Here is a 19,662-nt window from a genome sequence, read left to right on the forward strand (position 1 = left end):
GATTCCGACTACTCCGAGACCTGCGGCCTGGGCGGTAAAGCCCCGGGCCGTAGGTTTCGGTAACCGCTGTGCGCTGGTGCCCGATCAGTGGGGATTTCGCTGAGCATTTCGCGCAATACGCCCAAGCCGTATTCAAGCTGTGGATCAATGCCAGCTGCGTGCGCCTGCGGCGGAAACTGAACCTCAATATCCGGATCGACCCCGTAGTTTTCCACGGACCAGCCAACTCCCCCGCTAAACCAAAACGCGTAACGCGACTGGGTGACTAGGGTGCCATCGGCAAGCGAGAACTTCGCGTCGATGCCCACCACTCCGCCCCACGTTCGCATGCCAATTACCGGCCCAATGCCCCTGATCTTGGCGACCTGAGTGATGATGTCCCCGTCTGATCCAGCGAATTCATCGGTGAGGATCACCACCGGGCCACGCGGCGAAAATGCCGGGTATGTCTGGTCCTGCACGGCCCGCGACCTGGTCCACGCGCTGACTTTCCGGCCAATCAACTCCGCAACCAGTTGCGAGGTATGGCCGCCTCGATTACGCCGCACGTCAATGACTACCGCATCCTTGCTAAATTCCGAATCCAAGTCCCGGTGTAGCTGGGCCCAGCCCCAAGCCTGCATGTCCGGCACGTGCAGATATCCGAACTGATTCTGCGATGCGTCTCGGACAAACTTCCGATTCCGACTAACCCAATCTTGGTAACGGAGCCTGTCTTCATCGGCGATTGGCACAATTGCGACCCGACGTTGGAAGCCGGCTTTTTCACCATGCCCCTCGCCATTGCGCACGGTTAGTTCCACGATCTTGCCGGCGGCGCCTGCCAATAATGGATCCGGGCCAGCTGCGGTAAGCTCAACGCCATCGATTGCCATAATGACATCGCCTGGCTCAATTGCGGCTCCGGGAACCTCAAACGGCGAACGTGCTTTGGAGTCAGACGATTCGCCGGGCAAGACGCTTTGCACCGTCCAACCAGCTTCGGTTTGGCTAATCTGCGCACCTAACCGACCTTGTGGCCTGGTTCCCGGTTCGACTAACACGCGGGGCTTAACGTACGCATGCGACGTACCCAATTCGCCGTGCAGCTCCCAGAGTAAATCGACCAAATCATCGGCTGAGCCCAACCGGTCAACGATCGGCCGATAACTGTCGTACACGCCTGACCAATCAATTCCAGCCATGTCTTCAGTCCAGTAAAAATCACGCTGCAATCGCCAAGCTTCATCGAACGCTTGGCCCCAGACTTTGACCGGGTCAAGTGTTACTCGAATCCGGCTCAGATCAACTTTGACGTTGTCTTGGGACTTCTCATCAGATTTCTTATCGCTTGGCATTACTCGGACCTTTGACTCGTGCCGGACCACGAGCTTCTGCCCATCGCCGCTGAGCTGGAAAGAGTCTGCCTCGTCTACAAGGACCGTAATTTCGTGGCTCTGATATTCAAAACGCTCCAGCCGCGGCGCAACTTCCGGGTCAGCAATATTTGCTTTACCGTCACCGCTGACTCCGGCCAGCTCGCCGTTGAGCCAAAGCAACCCGCCATCAACGGCTAAAGCATCACGGTAATTGCCTTGTGCCACCGGAATCCCGATGATTCGTTGCGGAAGACCGGCGACGTCGATGGTTGTCTTTGCTGGAGAATCCCCTGCGCCAGTTTCATTGCTACTCGATTCCTCGCCGTCTGCTTCGTCACTACTGGGCTTGCCCAGTTCGACGCCCGAAACAACCGGCCCAAATGGTGACGGTGTTTTGGCAGCCAAAGCCAAGAGATAAGGCTTAATCGCTTGGGGAAACGCCAAGTCAAAATTGTGTGTGTCGTAGACCGGATCGAAGCTACGCCGAGAGAGGAAAGCGATGAACTTTCCGTCCGGGGTGAAGGAGGGCGAGAAATCTCGGAAGCGACCATCTGTAGCGTCAATCGGGTCACCGCCAGCTACCGATGCCAATCGAATCTGAGCCCGGTCAGATCCCGCACTCGTGGGCTCAGACCAAACTAGCCACAACGAATCAGGGCTGAACGCCAGTTCATCAATAGCGCCGATCGTGCTGGCAGCCAACTGGCGCAAGGTTCCCGCTGCCACGTCAAGCAAAAGGACATGGCCGTGCTCGGTTCCAATAGCAGCGTATTTTCCGTCCGGGCTGGTCTCCAAGGCGGCGGCCCGAGCCATATTTGGCACGTCAATCTTGCGAGGCTCAACTAACGAAGGTGCCGACCGAGCGGGAACGCCAGGGGCAGCCCCTTCGACCAACGGTGAAGCGGACGACCGAGCAGGCGAAACTCCCAGACTCTCCGCGGAATGGTTAACCGAACTCGCTGAAACCGGTTTGGGTAAATCGGTATCTGGTTCCGAATCCGGCGTGCCATTACTTGCCGCATTTTGGCTGAACTGATTATTTTGGCTGGCCCCAGCGGCCGGTCGATCGAGCTTGCTGCTGGCCAGGACCGGGTCCAAAGGAGCTAGATAAATTGATTCTGCGCCACCATGATCGGCCAGGTAGATCACTTGATCGGCACCTAGCGGTCGAGCCAATCGGGCTCGAACGCCGGGTGTTGCCTCAATCGTCCGGGAAGGACCGTCTTGATGGGTCAGTAAGTGGATCGTGCCGTGTGTTTCAACAAGGCTTGCGCGGCCGCGCTGATCTGGTCGCAGCTCGGCAAGGTGTTTGGCTGCATTCAAGGGGCTCTTGCGCCGTCCGTTAGCTGCGGAGCCAAGCTCAATGTTCAGTTGAACCGGTTCCACATCCAAGCCATCCATTAAGAACAAATGACCCGCGGATTCAAAAACTACCCGTTGGCCATCGGTGCTGGCGTGCCGAACGTAGAAACCTTCATGGTCGGTGTGCCTGCGCAGTTTTTTGCCATTTGGCTTGACCGAGTACAGATTGCCGTAGCCCTCATGGTCCGAAAGAAACGCGATTCGGTCCCCGATCCACATTGGATCAACCAAGTTGCTCTGCAGCTCCGGAAGCAACCTGACGAACTCGCCGGAACCGTCTCGATCGACCCACAGCTTGCCCGCGGTGCCACCACCATAGCGTTTCCACCACGCTGGCTCCCGTGAATATGGCGAAGAAATAACCAGCGGCTTTTCGTCACCAACCACCGGCCCGTAGGCAATGGAATCTATGGGACCGTAGGGAAGTTGGCTGCGCGAACCGTCTGTCGTCGACACGGCATAGCCCAGCGTCAGACTCGATTCAGGCTGTTCAAAGGCGCTTGCGACCAACGCCGAACCGTCCGGCGTGAAGCCGCGAAACTTCGTTGAAGCGTGACCAAACCAGGTCAATCTTTGCAAATCACCGCCAGCTACTGGCACACACACCAGCTCGGGCACTGAGCCTTGGATGACAGTCCACAACAGCTTGCTGCCATCCGGTGAAAAACGAGGGTTTTTGGCTGGCAAGCCCAACGAAGAGACGCGCCAGGCGCGCCCTCCGCTCAGAGGAGCGAGCCAAACATCGTCCTCGGCGACGAAGGTAACCAGGTCGCCATGCAGATGCGGAAAACGGAGATAGTGCGAAGACTGATCGGTCATGAATCGATCTTAGTCACATAGCACTGACAGTCCGAGAGTCCCGGCTGATTGACTTTTCAACCGTAAGAGGTGATCCAATGGAGTATGCGGGTATTAATCTCCGGAGCGTCAGGAATGATCGGCACGGCCCTCACGACGGCCTTGCGCAACAGTGGCGATGAAGTTCGCCGGTTGGTGCGCAGAACGCCGCAGACGGCGGAAGAAATCGCTTGGGACCCGGCGGCAGGGCAGCTGGATCCCAAGGTATTCGACGGCGTAGACGCGGTAGTAAATCTCTCTGGGTCATTGGTTATTCAGCCGCCACGGCGCTGGACACGAGCTTTTATTGAGGAACTGTATTCTTCGAGACTCGAGTCTACTAGGACGTTGGTAGAGGCAATGCAAAAGGCCGATACCCCGCCGCCGGTTTTTGTCAGTCAATCTGGCAAAGATTTCTATGGCGAGGGTGGCGAATTCGACGAAAGCTCAGCGCAAGACCACGGCACCGTGCTTTCGGATCTTTGCGGCCAATGGGAAGACGCAGCAAGTCAGGCACCGGCTGAAACGCAAACTTCCTTCCTACGCACAGGCATTGTCTTGGGACCCAAAGGTGGTGCACTGGGGAAACTGCTCATCCCGCTTCGATTGGGTGTCGGTGGACGGCTTGGCAGCGGAAAACAATTCTGGCCATGGATTGCGCTTCCTGACCACATTGCAGCAATCCAGTTCTTGCTAAAAAACCCCGTCCACGGGCCGGTCAATATGGGCGCCCCGCAGAATGCCACGGTAAGCGAAATTGTCAGCGAGCTTGGGCGGGCGTTGCACCGCCCGACAGTCATTCCGGTGCCTTCATTTTTGCTCAAAATTGGTCTGGGACGAGCAGCCGAAGAGGTGCTTCTGGGCAGCACTACTATGCGACCCGGCGTGCTCTTGACCCAGGGCTTTGAGTTTAAGTACCCAGATCTTGCCAGCGCAGCAGCTTGGGTGGCCGAAGAAATTCGGCACTCCTAGGCTTAGTTGTCCGCTTCGACCTCGGAAATTAGCCATTTTCCTGCATTTTTGACCATGATAAATCGCAAATCTTGGACTCGGGATGAGGCTTACACCTTGACCTTCTCCCGCTGCGCATTGAGCTCGGCAAACGGGCTCAGCTCCACACGAACCTTCAGCTCAGTCCGAGTGTCGATGGCAACAGGACGGACATCAAGAACCACCACTGAGAATCCGTCCAGAAAATGCTTTTGGGTAATCAACTGTTCGAGTTTCTGCTGGTCAATGGCCATCGCCGAAGATCCCATCAGATTGACTTCCTTCAATAGCTCAGCATTTGCTGTTCGAAATTCTTCTGCGCGCAACCAGCTAATGCCACGAATCGCTTGACCTGGATCAGGGTCGTTCAACTCCCGTTGTCGATCCGCAGGAATGGCAGCAGCTGACGCGGTTGCGCCGGCCTGAACAGATTCCTTTCCGTTGCCCGGTAACGATCCGTTGCCCGGTAGAAAGTCATTCAGTAAAAATGCGCCAGTAGCGCCACAGAACACTACGATCACGGCAGCAATGACTCGGGCCGGATGTAATCCGAAAAATTTCTGTGCAGCCCGCTTAGAAAACCGTTCGCGCTGCTTCTTTGCTCGACGGCGTCCGGTGTGCAAATCGGCGTTGGGCATCGGCTTTGACGTGGACCGCACCCGTATTTGTCGTCTAGTTAGCATTTGCGGCAGCACACTAGGGTGCACCGAAGGCATGAGATCCACCGGCTCGGCCGCCGCGCTCCGGTAGATCTCATGGGCCAAATCGTGTGCGTCCGGCCGGTTGGGCCAATCGGCGTCGAGCCCGCTTATCAATGCAGTCAACAAAGCATCCGGCACCATTTGCCGCATCTGATCCGAAATCTGGCCGGTTGGTTCGGGCGCACGGCCGAATAGGCGCCACCACCCGACAGCACACAAAGCGTAAATATCGGCCGCTATGGTGGCGCTCAGACTATTCTCTCCGCTAGCGCGCCTCGATGGTTGGGTACGCCGAAATCCCTGTGGATCGATAAAGCCTTCCGTGCCGATAACAAGATCGTCACTTGATTCACCGATGATCCGCGCTAAGCCCAAGTCAGCCATTAGTGGCTTACCTACCGCGCTAAAGAGAATGTTTCCCAGGGACATGTCTCCGTGCGTCACTCCTTGTCCATGCAGAAATTCAAGTACCTGAAACATCGGGGTCAGCACGGTGACCGTCTCCCCCGGGCTCAAAGAACCGCGGCAAGTCAAAACCGCAGCTAGTGAACCGCCCGCAGCGAAATCCATTAACAATCCCGACACACCACCCCATTCGTCTGTGAGTTTGACCACATAATGAACTGGCAATAAGTGACTATGACGGAAGTTGGTCAAGATTCTGACCTCGCGTCGCAGCTGATCCGCTGAAGTCAGATCCCTGTCGCTGCCAAGTTCCGACATTGCGGGTGGAAAACATTTGAGTGCCCGCTCTAGCCCGTCATCGCCGTGAAGCAACCAGACTTGTGCGGCTGAGCCAACACCAATGAGACGACCTGTCGTAAATTCGCGCACGACGGGTGCTGTGAGCGGAAATCCCTTTTCCATACTCAAGTGATACCCGAATTGTAAAATCTTCGCAGAAGTTATCCAAAGGTCATCAATTTAGGCCGCAGGGCCAACAGGGCTACGCTGTTACGCATGATGCTTGAGTTCTCCGAAGTCAGGTTAGCTCCGAACTTTGTTGACTACATGCAGGCCTGGGAAATGCAACAAAAGCTACACGACGCCGTTGTCGAAGGACAGGCTCCCAGCACTGTGCTACTGCTGGAACATGCTGCGGTGTATACCGCTGGCAAACGTACCGAAGACCATGAGCGGCCTTTCGACGGTACCCCGGTGATTCCGGTAGACCGTGGTGGGAAGCTCACTTGGCACGGACCTGGCCAGCTCGTTGGCTATCCGATTATTGCCTTGGCCGACCCGCACGCGATTCGTGAATACGTTGCGACTCTGGAAGACATTCTGATTGCGGTACTGGCTCAATTTGGTATCAAAGGTGAACGCGTCGATGGACGCGCCGGGATTTGGCTACTCGCCGATGCCAAAGGCCCCACCCGAAAAATCGCCGCGATCGGCATTCGCGTCCACAATGGCGTCACGATGCATGGTTTCTCACTTAATTGCGACAATGATTTAGCCCCGTATGGCCAAATCATCGCCTGCGGTATTACGGACGCCGGAGCTACCACGATGGAGCTTGAGACCGGTCGGAATATTTCACCCGCCCAGGTGCTTCCCCACATCATCAAAGAATTCTCAGCACGCGAAGCAACACTGATCGGAGCACCGGCCCACGAAGCCGTTGTGCCAGCCCGCGCCACAGAAGGAGCAACCCAGTGAGCAGTCAGACCGCCCCAGCACCCGAAGGACGTAAGATGCTCCGGGTCGAGGCCCGCAATGCACAGACTCCGATGGAGCGTAAGCCCGAATGGATCAAGGCCAAAGTCAACATGGGCCCGGAATACATCGGCATGAAAAACCTGGTCAAAAAAGAGGGCTTGCACACGGTTTGCGAAGAGGCAGGCTGTCCCAACATTTTTGAATGCTGGGAAGATCGCGAAGCCACCTTCCTCATCGGCGGCGCCCAATGTACCCGCCGCTGCGATTTTTGCCAGATTGACTCCGGCAAGCCCACCCCGATGGATCGGTTTGAGCCAACCAAAGTCGCGCGCAGCGTAGTCAAAATGAACCTGCGCTATGCCACTGTCACCGGCGTCGCCCGCGATGATTTGGAAGACGAAGGCGTTTGGCTCTATGCCGAGACCATTCGCAAGATTCACGAGCTAAACCCGGGCACCGGCGTCGAAATTCTGATTCCGGACTTCTCCGGAAAGCCGGAAAACATTCAGGCAATTTGCGATGCTAAGCCTGAGGTCTTTGCGCACAATGTTGAAACCGTGCCTAGGATTTTCAAGCGAATTCGTCCCGCATTCCGTTACGAGCGTTCCATGGATGTGATCACCCAGGGCCACGATTTGGGCATGGTAACCAAGTCCAACTTGATCTTGGGTATGGGTGAGACCCGCGAAGAGATTTCCGAGGCGCTCCGCGACCTGCATGAAGCAAAGTGCGATCTCATCACGATTACTCAGTACCTCCGTCCGAGCGAACGGCACCTACCGGTTGATCGCTGGGTCAAGCCGCAGGAGTTCCTTGATCTGCGCGACGAAGCTGAAGAACTGGGCTTCTTGGGTGTCATGAGCGGCCCGTTGGTTCGCTCGTCTTACCGTGCTGGTCGCTTGTGGGCAACGGCAATGCGCAAAAAGGGCCGCGAAATTCCTGCGGAACTGGCGCATATTGCCGAAGGCATTGAAGATTCCGGTCACACCCGCCAAGAGGCTGCCAGCTTGGTGGCCGCGCAAGCCTAGTCACACACTCTTTCGCGATAGCCAGACGGCTTCGGGATAGCCAGATGTACTGTGTTCTTGCTATCCCGAAGCCGTCTGGCTATCGCGAGTAGCGATTGACGCTGTTTCGCTGTTGGCGAGAGCCCTGCCGACGGCGACCGAAGCCGCCCGCTGAGCGGCTAGAATAGATCTACTATGGCCAAGAATTCCGCACCCGACGCTGCCTCCGAACCCAAAACCAGACGTAGCCTGTTTTCGCGTAAACCCAAAGATAATTCACCTAAGCCGGAAAAAAATCCCGGCAGGTTGAAGCAAATGGTGGACATCTTCAAGATCACCCGCCGTAGTGACCCCACCGTGGTCTGGCTGATGATCTTGGTGTTCTTGGGCGTAGTCGCGATCGCTTTGGCGGTTGGGTTCTTCGTGTTCGGCGGCAACTGGATCAGTGGCCTGATCTTGGGCATTCCCTTGGGTATTCTTGGCGCAATGCTGGTGCTCTCCCGACGCGCGGAAAGGGCGGCATTCGCGCAAATCGAAGGCCAGCCTGGGGCTTCAGGAGCAGCACTGGACACCCTCCGACGCGGCTGGATTGTCGAAGAACAGCCGGTTACGGTGAACCCACGCAGCCAAGATGCAGTGTTCCGCGCCATTGGTCGCCCCGGCGTCGTCCTGGTCACCGAAGGTCCAACGCACCGCGTTCGCACCTTGGTGCAAGCAGAGCAAAAGAAACTCAACCGGATTCTGCCGAACGTCAGCGTGCATGTGATCGAGTCCGGCCGCGAAGATGGCCAAGTGCCGCTGAACAAAGTTGCTCCCAGGGTTCGCAAGCTCAAAAACGAGCTGACTAAAGCTGAAGTCAGCGCGGTCAGCAAACGTATCTCTTCTCTGGGTACCCGGTTACCGATCCCCAAGGGCATCGACCCTTACAAGGCTCGACCAGACCGCAAAGCTGCGCGCGGTCGCTAATCACACCACGTAGAAAGCGCCCCTGGCTAATCTAGCCAGGGGCGCTTTGCGGTTAACGTTGAAGAGCTACGAGGCTGCTGCCACCGCCAAAGCTACCGCCTCGGCAACGCCAGGCTGCAGAGGGCTGGGCACGATCATTTCTGCAGTCGGTTCAGTGACAAGCCCAGCAATAGCCTCAGCGGCAGCAAGCTTCATGGCTTCGGTAATTCTTTGCGCACCGGCGTCGAGCGCCCCTTTGAAAATCCCGGGGAATGCCAGCACATTATTGATTTTATTCGGAAAGTCGCTGCGGCCAGTTGCCACCACGCGACAGTGTTTTGCCGCCAGTTCGGGATGAATTTCTGGCGTTGGGTTAGACAGTGCAAACACCATGGCGTCCGAGCTCATTCTCGCGATGTGTTCTTCCGGCACCTGGGCTGAGGAGACACCAATGAACACATCTGCGCCGTCGAGCGCCTCAGCCAGCGCACCGGAGACCTCACGTGGGTTAGTGACTCCGGCAAGCTCAGCCTTGATAGCGGTGAGATCCTCCCGCACGGAGTGGATGATTCCGCGCGAATCGACCAAAACCAAATCTCGGACACCAGCGGCCAGCAAGATCTTTGCCACCGCCACACCAGCAGCACCGACTCCAGAGATAACCACTTTAAGTCCGGGAATGTCCCGTTCCACAACATTGGCGGCATTGATGAGGGCCGCCAAAACCACCACGGCTGTCCCGTGCTGATCGTCATGCATGACTGGGCAGTCAAGAGCCTCAATGAGGTGAGTTTTCAGTTCGAAGCACCTGGGTGCCGAGATGTCCTCAAGATTGACGGCGCCGAAGCTTGGCCGCAAACGCACCAACGTTTCGATAATCTCGTCCACATCAGTGGTATCCAATACCAACGGAATGGAATTCAAACCGCCGAAAGTCTTGAACAGGGCAGCTTTACCTTCCATCACCGGAAGCGATGCTCGCGGGCCAATATTGCCCAGTCCGAGCACAGCGGTACCGTCGCTAACCACAACGACTAAGCGCTTGGTCCAGGTATACACGTCAACTAGCTCCGGCTCGGTAGCGATCGCGCTACTTACCTCCGCCACGCCCGGGGTATAGGCGATTGACAAGTCTTTTTTACTCAACAAGGGTGCGCGCGTTTCTACGCTCAGCTTGCCGCCCAAGTGGGCTTCAAATATTTTCGTCCCGGCTCAGCTCTACGCCTGCGCTAGGCTGGGCATTTACGGGGTTCTCCATCACAAGTTCTCCCTTGAACTTTTTGTGCGCCGTGTGCGCCCTGATGTGAGATTACCCTCAACGTCGCAGTAGTACCGTGTTCATTGCGCGATCATGAAGCCCCCGTTGATCAGGGTCAAAGATGATTGCTGGGATGACCAAGCAAAGCAAAAGAGCACGCACGACGCCGGCTACTGGGCCTGCGGGCAAGAAACCATTGGCTCCTTTGACAGTGTTCGGACCTTGCCGAACTACCTGGATATTGACGATCCGATGGCCGACGCTGAAACCGAGTGTGCCAACCAGCAGTGCCTGCTCAATGAAGAAAATTCCAATAGTGGCCAGCGAGTTTCCTTGAAAGATGAAGTTACTGATCAAAAGACACAAAGCCCAGTCAATGCAGATGGCTAAAATTCGCCGACCGGCTCGGGCAATCGATCCTGGGCCGGATTCCGGCAAGCCCAAACGCTCCCCCGGGTACTTCGAAATATGGGATGTATCAGGGCCGGAGAGCCAGGAGCCAAGGTCTTTGCGATCTACCACTCTTCAAGTTTAGCCGTCATCGCCGCACGCCAAGACCCGTAACCTACTGGAAACAATGTCGATACCGTCGAGAAATGCCCTCTGACTATGCTGTATAACACTTGCAAAAAAATCGACTGCCAGCCGTGCCAGTCGCACCGAAGGAGCATAGATGTTCAAGTCCGCGGACGAAGTCCTCGCGTTTATCAAAGACGAAGAGGTCAAATTCGTCGATATCCGCTTCACTGATCTACCTGGCGTACAGCAACACTTTAACGTGCCAGCGCAGAGCGTGGATGCGGATTTCTTTGTCAATGGTCAACTTTTCGATGGCTCGTCCATCCGAGGCTTCCAAGGCATCGCCGAATCGGATATGCAGCTCATCCCCGATGTGACCACGGCTTTTGTTGATCCTTACCGGATCGAAAAAACTCTCGCCTTGAACTTCTCCATCGTCAATCCGCGCACCGGCGAACCGTACCACCGCGATCCTCGTGGTGTTGCCGAGCGCGCAGAAGCTTACCTAGCATCAACTGGTATTGCAGACACCGCGTTCTTTGCACCGGAGGCTGAGTTTTACGTCTTCGATAACGTGCAATATGAATCGTCACCGCAAGGCTCGTTCTACAAAGTCGATTCGATCGAGGCACCGTGGAACACCGGCCGCAAGGAAGACGGCGGCAACTTGGGTAACAAGATTCCGTTCAAGGGTGGGTATTTCCCGGTAGCGCCGGTGGATCACCAGGCTGATTTGCGTGACGCAATGTGCATCGCACTTGGCGAAGCCGGACTTGAAGTTGAGCGCTCGCACCACGAAGTTGGCGCGGCCGGCCAAGCCGAGATCAACTACAAGTTTTCTACGCTGGTGCATGCTGCCGATGATCTGCAGAAGTTCAAGTACATCATCAAGAACACGGCCTCGGAGTGGGGCAAGACGGTCACGTTCATGCCAAAGCCAATCTTCGGCGATAACGGCTCCGGCATGCACTGCCACCAGTCGCTCTGGACCGGCGGGCAACCGCTGTTCTACGACGAAAAGGGTTATGCTGGCTTGTCCGACCTAGCCCGTTGGTACATCGGCGGCCTACTCAAGCACTCTTCCGCGGTGCTCGCCTTCACTAACCCTACGGTGAACTCTTACCGCCGTTTGGTCAAGGGCTTCGAAGCCCCGGTCAACATGGTTTACTCGCAGGGCAATCGTTCGGCCGGCATCCGGATCCCGATTACTGGTTCCAACCCGAAGGCCAAGCGGATCGAATTCCGCGCACCGGATCCGTCGTCGAACCCGTACTTGGCTTTCGCTGCACAGTTGATGGCTGGCCTGGATGGCATCCGCAATCGGATCGAACCACCCGCGCCGATCGATAAAGACCTTTACGAGTTGCCGCCAGAAGAAGCTAAAGACATTCCTAAGGCTCCCGGATCCCTCGAAGAGGCATTAGCGGCTCTGGAAGCTGATACCGAGTTCCTGCAGGCCGGTGGCGTGTTCACCCAGGATCTGGTTGACACTTGGATCGAATACAAGCGTGAATACGAAATCAAGCCGCTAGCACTCCGCCCGAACCCGTTCGAATTCGAGCTCTATTACGGCGTGTAATCCACAAGCAATGACGACGGCGGCCCGGTCACCTTTTAGGTAACCGGGCCGCCGTCGTCATTAGCGGTTACTCTCAGCCCCTTGCTTCAAAGCTTCAAGCCAGGCCTTGGCCGATGAGCGCTTCGTCTCACTCAGAGAAGCTTGGATGGGCATCTGAATCGCCCCGGTGTGTCCGGAGACTTTCTTGTTTGAGAGGATCAGGACATGGCAGGGAAAACTACGACACGGTATCCGCAGGAGTTGAAGGATCGTGCGGTGCGCATGGTTGCGGAGATGGAGGGTGCATCTTCGGAGTGGGCGGCGATGCAAAAAGTTGCCCAGCTTTTGGGTGTGGGTGTGCCGGAAACGGTGCGTAAATGGGTCCGGCAAGCCGAGATCGATGTTGGTACTAGAACTGGAACAACGAGCACGGAATCGGCCGAGCTGAAACGGTTACGGCGTGAGAACGCTGAGCTGAAACGGGCGAACGCGATCCTTCGGAGTGCTTCAGCTTTTTTCGCGGTCGAACTCGACCGCCACAACACTGATCGTGAAATACATCAAGGACCATGCCGGTCACCGCGAGAATAATGGATTGCGGTGGGGTGTCGAGTCGATCTGCCAGGTGCTTACTGGGACGGGGTGAAGACCACCCCGTCCACGTACTACGAATGGGTGGATAAAACACGATCTCACCGAGAACAACGTGATGAGGTGCTCAAGCCCGTGATCCAGAAGGTGTATGCCGCTAATTACGGGGTTTACGGCACCAGGAAAGTCTGGTTGGCGATGAACCGTGAAGGTGTGCCGGTGGCCAGGTGCACGGTAGAACGGCTCATGGGGTTACTTGGCATACAGGGTGCGGTCCGTGGCAAGGTCAAACGCACCACGATCAAAGACTCGAAGGCAGCCCGAGCGAAGGACTTGGTCCGCCGTGATTTCACACCAACGGCACCGGATCGGCTATGGGTAGCTGATTTCACCTATGTTTCGACCTGGTCCGGGTGGGTCTATGTTGCCTTCGTGATCGATGCCTACTCTCGGAGGATCCTGGGCTGGTCAGCGAGTGCTTCTATGAACACCGTGCTAGTGCTCAACGCAGTTAATCAGGCAATCTGGAGTCGTGAACGGGCCGGGGCTGAGATTTCCGGGGTGATTCATCATCACGATGCCGGGGCTCAATACGCCTCCTTGGCCTTCACCGAACGCCTGGCCCAGGCCGGTATCCGCCCCTCGATCGGTTCTGTGGGTGATAGTTACGACAACGTCTTGGCGGAAACCATCAACGGGCTTTATAAGACCGAGCTGATCAAACCCGGCAAGCCCTGGCGGACTCTAGAAGAAGTCGAAATCGGCACCGCTGAATGGGCCGATTGGTACAACCACCGAAGGCTCTACCAGTACTGCGGAGACATCCCACCAGTAGAGCTAGAAAACCACTACTACAATCACTACCAGAGCACGGCAGCCGCCGACAGGCTCATCGTCTGAGAAACCCTCCGGACACACCGGAGCGATTCAATCCGTTCAAATCCTTCCGGCACGAGCATCGTTTTGAACCCACCGACGAAGGCTGCCTGATGACCGATACGCTATGGGTTTCCGCACCGCTTGGACCGTTGGGCTGGCTGGCAGAGAAGCTTTTTTGAAGTCCTATTTACAGCGACTCATCGAGATTCGCAATGAGTATTTAATTCGCTAAGCACCACGGTCTTAGCTCTTGCCGAATTTCTTATGTACCGCTTGTTTACTGACGCCCAGACACACCGCGATCATTTCCCACGACATGCCGGATTGTCGAGCCCTTCGCACCAGAGCGGCCTCAGTCCGACCAACTTCACGCTGCAATTCGGACAAGGCGAATAAGGCATCTGATGGACTATTCCCGTCCATATCCCCTACTACAGTTTTCATCCGTTCTACCTCCATGCGTCAACTTTAGTTGACAGATGGAGTGGCGTCAACCAAAGTTGACGGAAAGCGTTTAGCCATCACAAATTGCGGGCCAGTTAGTTGGTCGAGGTAGCCACCAACGACGTCGTAACCGGCCTTTCGATACGCGCGCTGACCGGCCACATTCGCTTCGTTTACACCCAACACAACTCCCTCCGCATCCGCAAAGAGTTGTTGTGCAAGTAGCACCGATTCTGCCGCAGCCCGGCTTCCGTAGCCGTGTCCCTGGAACTGAGCTCCAATCAGAAAAGCACGCAAAAGCACCCAGTCTCCTGACCAGTTCAAGGCCTGCTCTGCCGCACCTCGGTGCAGGGTTCCGGTGCCCACCACGCGGGATCCTTCACCATCCACACGGTCAACTATGGCGAAGATTTTCCGAGCAGGCTCCGCTAATCCCCGCGCCACCAATTCACTAGGCACACCAACGAAGGCACCCTGCTCAGGCAGAATTTCCAAAGCGGCCACCGCTTCAATTGCCACGGCCCGTTCAGCTTCATCTAGATCTTTCAAAAGAATCAGCCTAAACACTCAGAGTACCTTTGCCAAAAAGTCCTGGAGCCTGGGCTGCTGTGGTGCATCAAAAATCTGCTCCGGTGCACCCTCTTCACAAATCACGCCGTCGGCCATGAAGATCACCCGATCGGATACTTCACGAGCAAATCCCATCTCGTGCGTCACCACCATGGTCATACCTTCGGCAGCCAAGTCTTTGATCACCTGCAGGACTTCGCCCACCATCTCAGGGTCCAAGGCGCTAGTGGCTTCGTCAAAAAGCATAATGCCGGGCGCCATAGCCAAAGCCCAGGCAATTGCTACCCGCTGCTTTTGGCCACCAGATAATGAGGCGGGGCGAGCATCTGCTTTTTCCGACAGTCCAACTCGGTTCAGCAACTCCATTGCCTTGGCACGAGCCTGCGACTTAGAAAACTTCTTGAGCTCCACCGGGGCCAACATGATGTTTTCCAACACTTTCATATGCGGGAACAGGTTGAAATGTTGGAAGACCATACCGATGTGCTGACGAACCTTGTTCAAATCAACTTTGGCATCGGTCAGATCAAAACCATCCACCACCACTTTGCCGCCGGTGATGTCCTCAAGTTTGTTCAAGCAGCGCAGAAAGGTCGATTTTCCGGAGCCAGAAGGCCCAATGACGCAGACAACCTCGCCCTCGGCAATCTGCGCATCAATGCCTTTCAGCACCTGATTGGTACCGAAGGTCTTCAACAGGCCTTCAACCTGAATTTTTGCCGATGGCAATCCGGTCGCTTCGCTCATTTGTTGAACCTCTTGTCCACGATATTGGAGAGCTTGGTCCGTGCCATGATGACGATGAAGTACATCACCGCAACGATGAGCAAAGTCTCGGAAATCCGGAAGCTATTAGAGTAAATTTGTTGGCCTTGGTAGAGCAGCTCGGCAAAGCCGATAGCCATTAGCAAAGACGAGTCTTTGAGCAGGATGACCAGTTGATTGATCAAGGACGGCGTCATGATCTTGAAGGCTTGCGGCACCACTACCTTACGCATCGAGGTGAGGTACCCCAGGCCAAGGCTACGACTGGCCTCAAGTTGTCCAGGATCAACGGACTGGAGGCCACCCCGGACGATTTCAGTCACGTAAGCGCCAGAGTTCAAGGCCAAAGTCAGTACGCCGGCAACCCAGATGTTGATCGGTTGTCCAGTCAGCTGCGGAATGCCGAAATAGAAGAAGAAAGCCTGCACCAACAAAGGCGTGCCGCGGAAAATATTCACGAACGTCGTCGCGACGCCGCGCAACACAATATTTTGCGAGACTTTCAAAAAGCCGAAGAACAAACCCAACAGCATCGCGAAAGCGAACGAGATGACCGTGACCAATAGCGTGTTACCCAAACCGCTGAGCAAGGCAGGCATGCTTTGCACAACCAAGTCCCAGAATGAACTTGTAGCGCTTGATGAAGCCGCAGGTTCTTTGAGATAGGTATCTAGCAATTTCTGGTAGTCGCCATTAGCTTTCAGCTTGGCCAAGCCATCGTTGAATGCTGCCAATAAGTCCGAGTTCTGCCCTTTGTTCACGGCGAAGCCGTACGAGGCACTCGGGACCTTCTCGGTTACCGTCTTCAAACCGTTGTTTTGCGCAATACCGTAAGCGAGCACTGGATAGTCATCGATTACCGCGACGGCATTTCCCGATTTGACCAGCTCGTACATTGTGGCCGATTGGTCCAGAGACTTGACCGTAAACCCGTACTTATCCGCGATCGACTCTGCGTAGGTTTCACCCTCGCTACCGGTTTTAGCAGTAAAGACCTTGCCACGCAGGTCCTCATAACCCTTGGTCGTTTCGTCGTTCTTTGCCACGGCCATCTGCACGCCGGAATCGAAGTATGGCTCGGAGAAGTCATAAACCTGTTTGCGCTTGTCGGTAATCGACATACCGGCAATGACGCCGTCTACCTGGCCAGAGCTCAGAGATCAGGGCTTGGAGCGCCGCACTAAACCCAAGGGACTTGATTTCAACGTTGAACCCTTGGTCCTTAGCAATTGCGCGCACCAAATCCATATCGATGCCGACTAGCCCACCACCGCTGTCGCGAAATTCGAACGGCGCAAAGGTGGTATCGGCGCCAATCGTGAAGGTTTTGCCTTGAACCGAAGCGTGCTGAACCGTCTGAGGTTGCACCACCGCAGCATTGGTGGCATTGGTGGCATTGGCGCCGACCATGCCAAAAAATCCGGTGCCAAAAAGCACCACGACGGCGGTCAGCACAGTCGCGATCAAAGCGATTACCGGGTTTTTGGTGCGGAACAGTCTGGATCCTGGAGGCTTACGAAAGAGTGATTGCACCAATAGAGAGTAACGAAAAGTGCGTCATATAACGTAATGCTCGGTTCAAGCTGGGCGAAAAATGAGCCAAATGCGCCGAGCCAAAAAATAATCTGCGCGAGTTGTCGATTTCCCAAACTCTTGTTCGACATACAGGTACAGCGCAAACTAAAAGTTAGTGGGCCACTGAAGACAGGAAAATTGAGATGACTGAAAGCAGTAACCTTTCCACTGAGCTGGATGAGTTCTTGATTCTCATTCATGGAAACGTTCGCACTTGGGATGAACGTACTCCGCAGGATCTTGAAGAACTGGGTAGCAATCATGGCAATTTTATCGGTCAGCTCATCAGCCAGAACCATTTTGTGCGCACCGCCGCCCTGGCAGACGGGCTGACCCTGCGTCAGTCAAAAACCGACATCACCAGCACCGGAGCAGAAATCGTTGGGGGCTTCTACATTGTCAAAGCAGCCTCGCTAGAAGAGGCTGCCGAGATGGCGCGCCAGATTCTCGATTTCGACGGCGTCGCGATGGAAATCCGCCCGATCCTCCGTCCCAGCAGCTAGAGCTACCGAAAGGTCATTCCGATGTCCCAGCACGAATCAGTCCCGCAAAAACAGTTTTTGATTTTGATTCGCGGCAATAACGACGTCTGGCAAAATGCTGACCCGGCGGTACTTGCCCCGATCATGCAGCAGTATTTCCGTTTCAATGAGCTTCTCCAACAACGGCAAGGCGAGGTCCCCTCCGCGGAGCTGAAGGAGTAAGGCGTCACCCTGCGCAAATCCGCGACTGAAGTCCTGAGAACCGACGGACCTTATTCGACCGGCGCAGAAATGGTCGGTGGTTTTTATCTCGTGAACGCAGAATCGCTTGAAGAAGCTACCGAGTTAGCCAGCAATATACCGATGTTTGCCGGAGATGCAGTAGAGATCAGGCCGGTCATGACCGATCTGGATCGGCCCGAGGCTCTGCGCGCAACGAACTTACGCTAGTGTCTGAGCGCTTCGGAGATCCAGGAGTCGCCGCGGCCATTACTTCGGCGCACCGATTGCACTGTGCCAGGCTTTTGGGCCTATTGGCGGTTCAATGGCGTGACCTCGATCTTGCCGAAGAGTGCCTAGCTGATGCTTTTGAAACGGCCGTCCGGCAATGGACATTGAGCGGCGTGCCAGATAATCCGCCAGCTTGGTTGCTGATTGTGGCACGCCGTCAGGCCATTGACGTCCGTCGGCGGGCCAGCACTCTTGCCGCGAAGCTACCGGAGCTTACCCCTTCCACTATTTCCAGTGCCGAGCAAACGATGGACGACAGGTTGCAACTCATGTTCATCTGCGCACATCCGGGCCTCAGCTCAACCGACCAACTGGCGTTGACGCTACGTTGCGTCAGTGGCCTAGCCGTTCCTGACGTCGCCAGGTTACTGCTTACCTCCGAGGCAACCATGGCTGCCAGGCTGACAAGGGCCAAGAAACGTGCTGCGTTGACCAAACAAGCATTTCATCTACCAGACGGCACGGAAATTGCCAGCCGAATGACGGCAGTCCTCCATGTGCTCTACACGCTGTTTACCGCTGGCTATGCTCCCGCTACCGGCAGCGGAGTCACTGATAATGCGCTGCTTGACGAGTCAATTCGCCTGACCAGACTGCTTATCGTGTTGCGAAGTTCAGACGCCCGGCCGCGATTCTTGCTGGCCTTGATGCTCATTCAAAACTCCCGCCGAGACGCCAGGACTGACGCCGGCGGAATGCCGATTCTGCTGTCTGACCAGGACCGCGACCGTTGGCGGCAACAAGACCTCGTAGAAGCTCAGAAGCTCTTATCTGAGATGCTTTCGACCGCTCCCGAGCCTTATCTACTCCAGGCGCTCATTGCTTGGGAAAGCAGCTCAAGCCTCCCTAACTGGCAGCTCATCCTGCACTACTTCGACCTGCTCAACAGCATCGCGCCTTCGCCGATAGTCTTGCTCAATCGTGCAGTTGTTTTGGCTGAAATTGAAGGGCCAGCGGCAGCCCTTCAAGAAATCGACCCGCTGGCCAAACCGTTAGCTTCGCACATGATGTATTACGCCATTCGGTCCGATCTCTACCGGCGACAATCGAGTCAGGACACTTCGAAGGTTCGCTGCGCGCTCAATGATTACCGTAAGGCGCTTTCGCTGAGCAGGAATACCGCAAACACAAAATTTCTTGAGGCTCGAATCGCCTATTTGCTGACCGATCCGCCGTCGTGATCGAACGATCAGCCAGCATCTGCAGCCAATTCGATTCGTAGTTCTTTGATTCGTTCCTGCACCGTCACGTAATACTCGTACAGATCGAATTGCGGATTTTCCGCGAGTTGCTTAGCCAAAGTGGTTAGTGGGAAGACCAAGATGGTGCTGCCTGGCACCCGTAACGCTGGGTCAATCCCCTGTTCGTCGTCAACCTGCACCCAGTTCAAACGGAACTTCAGGATCTTGCACTAAAGCATCGCCAAATACCGCACCCATCGCTTGCAGTGCGGCATCGTCGCCGTCGCCGACCCATCCCTCAGTCAAGATGGTACTCAAGATGCGCAATTTCATGCCAAGATCTTCAAAAGCTGGCTGATCTTCAATCGGAAGATGCCCTCGGACCCAAGCACGTAACTGATCGAGGAAATCGATCCGTTCATCATCTAATGCGGTGACGTTTTGCATATGAAAATCGTAACCTTGGCT

General features: G+C 55.7%; 20 protein-coding genes and 1 pseudogene. 10 read left to right on the plus strand and 11 right to left on the minus strand.

Annotated features, from left to right (window positions below; all coding sequences use genetic code 11):
- Positions 1–8 precede the first annotated feature (8 nt).
- Entirely contained in the window at positions 9–3,539 is a 3,531-nt protein-coding gene (locus RSAL33209_RS10795) for a S41 family peptidase (RefSeq protein WP_012245828.1), read from the minus strand.
- 84 nt (positions 3,540–3,623) lie between these two features.
- On the opposite strand from RSAL33209_RS10795, the gene RSAL33209_RS10800 reads away from it, so the two are divergent.
- On the plus strand, positions 3,624–4,529 hold the full coding sequence (locus tag RSAL33209_RS10800; RefSeq protein WP_041684703.1) for a TIGR01777 family oxidoreductase: 906 nt from the start codon (positions 3,624–3,626) through the stop codon (positions 4,527–4,529).
- A gap of 89 nt (positions 4,530–4,618) precedes the next feature.
- Here RSAL33209_RS10800 and RSAL33209_RS16350 read toward each other — a convergent pair whose 3' ends face one another.
- On the minus strand, positions 4,619–6,115 hold the full coding sequence (locus RSAL33209_RS16350) for a protein kinase domain-containing protein (protein ID WP_049758968.1): 1,497 nt from the start codon (positions 6,113–6,115) through the stop codon (positions 4,619–4,621).
- Positions 6,116–6,208: 93 nt separating this feature from the next.
- Between RSAL33209_RS16350 and lipB the strand changes: the two genes are divergently transcribed.
- The 3 genes from lipB (at position 6,209) to RSAL33209_RS10820 (ending at position 8,883) form a co-directional block, all read left to right on the plus strand.
- Positions 6,209–6,910, plus strand: coding sequence for a lipoyl(octanoyl) transferase LipB (gene lipB, locus RSAL33209_RS10810; RefSeq protein WP_012245831.1), 702 nt, complete (start codon positions 6,209–6,211; stop codon positions 6,908–6,910).
- Between the two features lie 35 nt (positions 6,911–6,945).
- Positions 6,946–7,938 carry a lipoyl synthase gene (lipA, locus tag RSAL33209_RS10815; protein WP_041685626.1) on the plus strand — a complete coding sequence of 331 codons (993 nt, stop codon included), beginning with the start codon at positions 6,946–6,948 and terminating at the stop codon, positions 7,936–7,938.
- 174 nt (positions 7,939–8,112) lie between these two features.
- Positions 8,113–8,883, plus strand: coding sequence for a DUF4191 domain-containing protein (locus RSAL33209_RS10820; RefSeq protein WP_012245833.1), 771 nt, complete (start codon positions 8,113–8,115; stop codon positions 8,881–8,883).
- A gap of 66 nt (positions 8,884–8,949) precedes the next feature.
- On the opposite strand, the gene RSAL33209_RS10825 is transcribed toward RSAL33209_RS10820, so the two are convergent.
- Both RSAL33209_RS10825 and RSAL33209_RS10830 read right to left on the minus strand, forming a co-directional pair.
- Positions 8,950–10,047: an NAD(P)-dependent malic enzyme gene (locus tag RSAL33209_RS10825; RefSeq protein WP_012245834.1), complete on the minus strand. Its 1,098-nt coding sequence runs from the start codon at positions 10,045–10,047 to the stop codon at positions 8,950–8,952.
- A 130-nt stretch (positions 10,048–10,177) separates the two neighbouring features.
- Positions 10,178–10,642 (minus strand): RDD family protein, encoded by a 465-nt coding sequence (locus tag RSAL33209_RS10830; RefSeq protein ID WP_012245835.1) that lies wholly within the window; start codon positions 10,640–10,642, stop codon positions 10,178–10,180.
- Positions 10,643–10,793: 151 nt separating this feature from the next.
- Here RSAL33209_RS10830 and glnA point away from each other — a divergent pair, with 151 nt between their 5' ends.
- Together glnA and RSAL33209_RS17155 are read left to right on the plus strand one after the other, a co-directional pair.
- Positions 10,794–12,218: a type I glutamate--ammonia ligase gene (gene glnA, locus RSAL33209_RS10835; protein ID WP_012245836.1), complete on the plus strand. Its 1,425-nt coding sequence runs from the start codon at positions 10,794–10,796 to the stop codon at positions 12,216–12,218.
- Between the two features lie 204 nt (positions 12,219–12,422).
- Positions 12,423–13,688, plus strand: a pseudogene (locus RSAL33209_RS17155) (IS3 family transposase).
- 222 nt (positions 13,689–13,910) lie between these two features.
- Here RSAL33209_RS17155 and RSAL33209_RS10850 read toward each other — a convergent pair.
- Genes RSAL33209_RS10850 through RSAL33209_RS18795 form a run of 5 tightly spaced genes read right to left on the minus strand, consistent with a single transcriptional unit; the run spans position 13,911 to position 16,979 of the window.
- Positions 13,911–14,126: a transcriptional regulator gene (locus RSAL33209_RS10850; RefSeq protein ID WP_012245839.1), complete on the minus strand. Its 216-nt coding sequence runs from the start codon at positions 14,124–14,126 to the stop codon at positions 13,911–13,913.
- A gap of 9 nt (positions 14,127–14,135) precedes the next feature.
- Positions 14,136–14,678, minus strand: coding sequence for a GNAT family N-acetyltransferase (locus RSAL33209_RS10855; RefSeq protein WP_012245840.1), 543 nt, complete (start codon positions 14,676–14,678; stop codon positions 14,136–14,138).
- Positions 14,679–15,428 carry an amino acid ABC transporter ATP-binding protein gene (locus RSAL33209_RS10860; protein ID WP_012245841.1) on the minus strand — a complete coding sequence of 250 codons (750 nt, stop codon included), beginning with the start codon at positions 15,426–15,428 and terminating at the stop codon, positions 14,679–14,681.
- Positions 15,425–16,567 carry an ABC transporter substrate-binding protein/permease gene (locus tag RSAL33209_RS10865; RefSeq protein ID WP_233494179.1) on the minus strand — a complete coding sequence of 381 codons (1,143 nt, stop codon included), beginning with the start codon at positions 16,565–16,567 and terminating at the stop codon, positions 15,425–15,427. The genes RSAL33209_RS10860 and RSAL33209_RS10865 overlap by 4 nt, the downstream gene beginning before the upstream one ends.
- Complete coding sequence (locus RSAL33209_RS18795; RefSeq protein ID WP_233494180.1) at positions 16,533–16,979, minus strand: transporter substrate-binding domain-containing protein; 447 nt, start codon at positions 16,977–16,979, stop codon at positions 16,533–16,535. The genes RSAL33209_RS10865 and RSAL33209_RS18795 overlap by 35 nt, the downstream gene beginning before the upstream one ends.
- A 185-nt stretch (positions 16,980–17,164) precedes the next feature.
- Between RSAL33209_RS18795 and RSAL33209_RS10870 the strand changes: the two genes are divergently transcribed.
- The 4 genes from RSAL33209_RS10870 to RSAL33209_RS10880 are packed head-to-tail and all read left to right on the plus strand — an operon-like array spanning position 17,165 to position 19,194.
- Positions 17,165–17,524: a YciI family protein gene (locus RSAL33209_RS10870; protein WP_012245844.1), complete on the plus strand. Its 360-nt coding sequence runs from the start codon at positions 17,165–17,167 to the stop codon at positions 17,522–17,524.
- Between the two features lie 21 nt (positions 17,525–17,545).
- A complete protein-coding gene (locus RSAL33209_RS10875; protein ID WP_012245845.1) occupies positions 17,546–17,725 on the plus strand; it encodes a YciI family protein in 180 nt (59 codons plus the stop codon).
- A 33-nt stretch (positions 17,726–17,758) separates the two neighbouring features.
- The gene (locus RSAL33209_RS17160; protein WP_267895945.1) at positions 17,759–17,953 is read left to right on the plus strand and encodes a YciI family protein; all 195 of its coding nucleotides are present in this window, start codon (positions 17,759–17,761) and stop codon (positions 17,951–17,953) included.
- Positions 17,953–19,194, plus strand: coding sequence for an RNA polymerase sigma factor (locus tag RSAL33209_RS10880; protein WP_012245847.1), 1,242 nt, complete (start codon positions 17,953–17,955; stop codon positions 19,192–19,194). Before RSAL33209_RS17160 ends, RSAL33209_RS10880 begins: the two co-directional genes overlap by 1 nt.
- An 8-nt stretch (positions 19,195–19,202) precedes the next feature.
- Here the strand turns inward: RSAL33209_RS10880 and RSAL33209_RS10885 are convergent, their stop codons facing one another.
- Both RSAL33209_RS10885 and RSAL33209_RS10890 read right to left on the minus strand, forming a co-directional pair.
- Entirely contained in the window at positions 19,203–19,394 is a 192-nt protein-coding gene (locus RSAL33209_RS10885; protein WP_041684705.1) for a DUF3806 domain-containing protein, read from the minus strand.
- A complete protein-coding gene (locus RSAL33209_RS10890; RefSeq protein WP_012245849.1) occupies positions 19,384–19,641 on the minus strand; it encodes a DUF3806 domain-containing protein in 258 nt (85 codons plus the stop codon). The genes RSAL33209_RS10885 and RSAL33209_RS10890 overlap by 11 nt, the downstream gene beginning before the upstream one ends.
- Positions 19,642–19,662 lie beyond the last annotated feature (21 nt).

Source organism: Renibacterium salmoninarum ATCC 33209, from assembly GCF_000018885.1.
Lineage (GTDB): Bacteria > Actinomycetota > Actinomycetes > Actinomycetales > Micrococcaceae > Renibacterium > Renibacterium salmoninarum.